Below are 2,953 nucleotides of genomic sequence, written 5' to 3' on the forward strand. Positions count from 1 at the left end.
CTCGGCACTTTCGTCGCCTTTCCCTTCGGCCGCCTGCGGGCGGAGGTGCTGGCCGCCCTTGCCCGCCTGGGGGCCGCGCTGCGTCTCACGCCCTGGCGGATGCTGCTGGTCGAGGGGGTGGATGTGATCCCCGGTCTGCCCGGTCTGATCCTCGATCCCGCCGATGCCCGGCTTCGCGTCGATGCCTGCACCGGCGCGCCCGATTGTCCGCAGGGCCACGCCCCGGTGCGGGCGCTGGCCCTCGCCCTCGCGCCCCATGTCCCGCCGGGGACGAGGCTTCACGTCTCGGCCTGCGCCAAGGGCTGCGCTCATCCCGCCCCGGCCGAGGTCACGCTGGTGGCCGGGCCGGCGGGCTTCGGCCTGATCCGCGATGGCGCCGCCAGCGAACCCCCCCACTGCCGCGACCTCGATCCCGAGGTCCTGATCCGCCACCCCGACCGGATATTCGCCAAGCCATGATCGCCCGCCGTTACGAAACCGATGGCGCCGCCATCTATGCCCGCTCCTTCGCCATCATCAGGGCCGAGGCGTCGCTCGCCCGCTTCACCGGGGCGGAAGAGGTGATCGCGGTTCGCATGATCCATGCCGCCGGCTTCGTCGGGCTGGAGGATTTCATCCGCTTCACCCCCGGCATGGCGGTGGCGGCGCGCGCGGCCCTGCAGGCGGGGGCGTCCATCCTCTGCGATGCCCGCATGGTCGCGGAAGGGATCACCCGCGCCCGCCTGCCGGCCGACAATCCGGTGATCTGCACCCTGAACGAACCCGGCGTTCCCGGCCTCGCCCGCGCGATGGGCAACACGCGCTCGGCCGCCGCGCTGGAGCTGTGGCGACCGCATCTGAAAGGCGCGCTGGTCGCCATCGGCAATGCGCCGACCGCGCTGTTCCACCTGATGGACATGTTGAAGGACCCGGCCTGTCCGCGCCCGGCGGCGATCATCGGTTGCCCGGTCGGCTTCGTCGGCGCCGCCGAATCGACGGCGGAGTTGCTGGCGACCGCGCCGGTTCCATCCCTCGTCGTCGAGGGGCGGCTGGGCGGCTCGGCCATCACGGCGGCGGCGGTGAATGCCCTCGCCGGGCCTCGGGAGTGAGCGCCATGGGCAAGGTGATCTGCGCAGGCCTCGGTCCCGGCGATCCCGATCTGATCAGTCTGCGCGCCGACCGGCTGATCCGCACCGCCCGCCATATCGCCTATTTCCGCAAGAAGGGCCGCGCCGGCCAGGCCCGCCGCATCGTCGAGGGGATGCTGGCGCCGGACGCGACCGAACACCCGATGGAATATCCGGTGACGACCGAACTGCCCTTCGACAGTCCGGCCTACAATGATCTCCTCTCCCGTTTCTACGACGAGTGGAGCGCGCGGCTCGCCGATCTCGCCCGGACCGAGGACGTGGTCGTGCTGTGCGAGGGCGATCCCTTCTTCTACGGCTCCTTCATGCATCTGCATGCGCGGCTGCGGGGCCGCGCGGTGGTCGAGGTGGTGCCGGGCATTCCCGGCATGGCCGGCTGCTGGCACGCCAGCGGCCAGCCCATCACCTGGGGCGACGACGTCATGAGCGTGTTGACCGGCACCCTGCCCGAGGAAGACCTGATCCGTCACATGGCCGCGGCGGATGCGCTGGTCGTCATGAAGACAGGGCGCAACCTGCCGAAGATCCGCCGCGCGCTCGAAGCCGCCGGGCGCCTGGGGGACGCGGTGCTGATCGAACATGGCACCATGCCGGGCGAGCGGGTGCGCCCCCTGGCGCAGGTCGAGACGGCGGAATGTCCCTATTTCGCCATCGTCCTCGCCCATGGCCGGGGCCGACGCCCCGGCGCGGGAGACGAGGCATGAAGGGCAGCCTGAACATTGTCGGCCTCGGCCCCGGGGCGCCGGGCCAGATCACTGGGGAAGTCGAATTCGCCCTGATGGCGGCGACCGATATCGTCGGCTATGGCCCCTATGTCGAGCGGGCGGCGACGCCGGGGGCGGTGCTGCACGCCAGCGACAACCGGGTGGAACTGGAGCGGGCGCATCACGCGCTCGACCTCGCAGCCGCCGGACGGCGCGTCGTCGTCGCGTCGTCGGGCGATCCCGGCGTCTTCGCCATGGCCGCCGCCGTGTTCGAGGCGCTGGAGACCCGACCCGAGGATCACGGTCTCGACATTCATGTCTTGCCCGGGGTTACCGCCATGCTGGCGGCGGCGGCGCGGGTCGGCGCGCCCCTTGGCCATGATTTCTGCGCCCTCAACCTGTCGGACAATCTGAAGCCCTGGGCGCTGATCGAGAAGCGCCTTCGCCTCGCGGCCGAGGCGGATTTCGCCATGGCCTTCTACAATCCCCGCTCCACGGCCCGGCCGCATCAGTTCGAGACGGCGCTGGCGATCCTGCGCGCGGCCTGCGGCCCTTCGCGGCTGATCGTCTTCGCAAGGGCGGTGGGCGGCGCGGACGAACGGATCGAGGTGACCACCCTCGGCGAAGCAAAGGCGGAGATGGCCGACATGCGCACCCTCGTCATCGTCGGCAGCAGCACGACCCGGCGGGTCGGCCGTTTCGTCTATACCCCGCGGTCGGCGCCGTGACCGAGCCAGGACAGGACCTCGGCCACGCTCTCGGTCACGCGGCGGGGCGGCAGGGCGGGACGGTCGATCATCACGACGGGCAGGCCGAGCGCGCGCGCCGCCTCCAGCTTGGCGCGGGCGCCGTCGCCACCGGCGTTCTTGGCGACGACGATGTCGATGCCATGCTCGATCATCAGGGCGCGGTCGTCTTCGGCCGTGAAGGGGCCGCGCCCGAGGACCACGACGGCGTCGGGCAGGGGCAGGGGTCCGTCGGGGCTATCGACCAGCCGCAGCAGGTAATGATGCTGGCTCTGCCCCGCGAAATCCGCCAGATGCTGGCGCCCGATCGCCAGGAACACCCGGCGTCTCGCTGGCCCCAAGGCCCGCGCCGCGCCGGCCATGTCGGCGACGCGAT

At 71.6% G+C, this 2,953-nt stretch carries 4 protein-coding genes and 1 pseudogene; 4 read left to right on the plus strand and 1 reads right to left on the minus strand.

Annotated features, from left to right (window positions below; genetic code table 11):
- The 4 genes and pseudogenes from WAZ62_RS21010 to cobJ all read left to right on the plus strand — a co-directional run.
- Positions 1-459 (plus strand): annotated as a pseudogene (locus WAZ62_RS21010) (hypothetical protein); the annotation flags it as partial.
- Positions 456-1,088, plus strand: a complete 633-nt coding sequence (locus WAZ62_RS21015; RefSeq protein ID WP_422645487.1) for a precorrin-8X methylmutase — start codon at positions 456-458, stop codon at positions 1,086-1,088. The pseudogene WAZ62_RS21010 and the gene WAZ62_RS21015, both read left to right, overlap by 4 nt.
- A 5-nt stretch (positions 1,089-1,093) precedes the next feature.
- The gene (locus WAZ62_RS21020; protein WP_422645488.1) at positions 1,094-1,831 is read left to right on the plus strand and encodes a precorrin-2 C(20)-methyltransferase; all 738 of its coding nucleotides are present in this window, start codon (positions 1,094-1,096) and stop codon (positions 1,829-1,831) included.
- Complete coding sequence (gene cobJ, locus WAZ62_RS21025; RefSeq protein WP_422645489.1) at positions 1,828-2,559, plus strand: precorrin-3B C(17)-methyltransferase; 732 nt, start codon at positions 1,828-1,830, stop codon at positions 2,557-2,559. Before WAZ62_RS21020 ends, cobJ begins: the two co-directional genes overlap by 4 nt.
- Here the strand turns inward: cobJ and WAZ62_RS21030 are convergent.
- Positions 2,535-2,953, minus strand: a 419-nt coding sequence (locus WAZ62_RS21030) for a precorrin-6A/cobalt-precorrin-6A reductase (RefSeq protein WP_422645490.1), incomplete at its 5' end; no start/stop codon positions are given. The two genes, cobJ and WAZ62_RS21030, sit on opposite strands and share 25 nt — an antisense overlap.

Source organism: Zavarzinia sp. (assembly GCF_049306435.1).
In the GTDB taxonomy this organism is placed as follows: Bacteria; Pseudomonadota; Alphaproteobacteria; order Zavarziniales; family Zavarziniaceae; genus Zavarzinia.

Excerpts from the sequence above, each read along its gene's own strand:
- cobJ (WP_422645489.1), top strand. The coding sequence starts at position 1,828 with ATGAAGGGCAGCCTGAACATTGTCGGCCTCGGCCCCGGGGCGCCGGGC.
- WAZ62_RS21015 (WP_422645487.1), top strand. The coding sequence starts at position 456 with ATGATCGCCCGCCGTTACGAAACCGATGGCGCCGCCATCTATGCCCGC.
- WAZ62_RS21020 (WP_422645488.1), top strand. The coding sequence starts at position 1,094 with ATGGGCAAGGTGATCTGCGCAGGCCTCGGTCCCGGCGATCCCGATCTG.